This window comes from Bacteroidota bacterium (genome assembly GCA_030017895.1).
Taxonomy (GTDB): Bacteria; Bacteroidota; Ignavibacteria; order UBA10030; family BY39; genus JASEGV01.
Map to the genome: position 1 here is coordinate 1 of JASEGV010000161.1, position 696 is coordinate 696.

Annotated in this window: 1 protein-coding gene; it reads right to left on the reverse strand. The window is 44.0% G+C overall.

The window, feature by feature from the left end; genetic code table 11:
* The coding region (locus QME58_14440) for a hypothetical protein (GenBank protein ID MDI6805011.1) at positions 1–603 on the reverse strand (603 nt) is incomplete at its 3' end.
* Between the last annotated feature and the right edge of the window lie 93 nt (positions 604–696).

Sequence of the window (696 nt, forward strand, 5' to 3'; positions counted from 1 at the left end):
GCCAACAAAATTAGTTCCTTCGGTAGTACCTGCATTGCCTGTGAGATTCCAGGCTGCTGCGATTCCAGTTTCGTCCTCACCCGCTATCCTGGCGGTGTTTCCAGGATTTCGTTTTATTACCTGATTTGCTGCAGCCCCATTTATACCAATATCGGAAAACAAAATAGTTCCATCAAGGATTTTTGGTGAAGTAACTGTATTATCTGGAATAGTTCCTGCAATCCGTGAGCTGTCAACGAATGCTTGCTGGGGAGTGGAAAGTGCAAACTTCGCCGTGTCGGAATAAGATGAGTTCAAACTGTATCCAACTGCTGTAAGCGGAATCCTCGATAGTAATTCCGGCTCTGCCGCAACTTGTAAACTCATCCAGTATGGTCTATCAAATTTAACATCTGCACTAAAAGGAACTTGGTCGCCAAGTATTGTACTAAAGAGACCTCGTTTCACTTGCAGTATTTTCTGTTCTGTCCAGATAGCAATTCCTCCACTACTGGTTTCGTATAATCGATATGTTATCGAATACGAATCATCCGGTTTCGGATTACCCAAACTATCCGTTAGCACACCTTGATATGATAGCGTGCGGGGGATTTGTGCATACATTAGCCCAGAGCAGAGAGCTAAGAGCACTGTTGCTAAAATTGGGTCTTCGCGTACTCGAGTGGGTCATTTTATATCTCCTTGAGCATGCAAGTA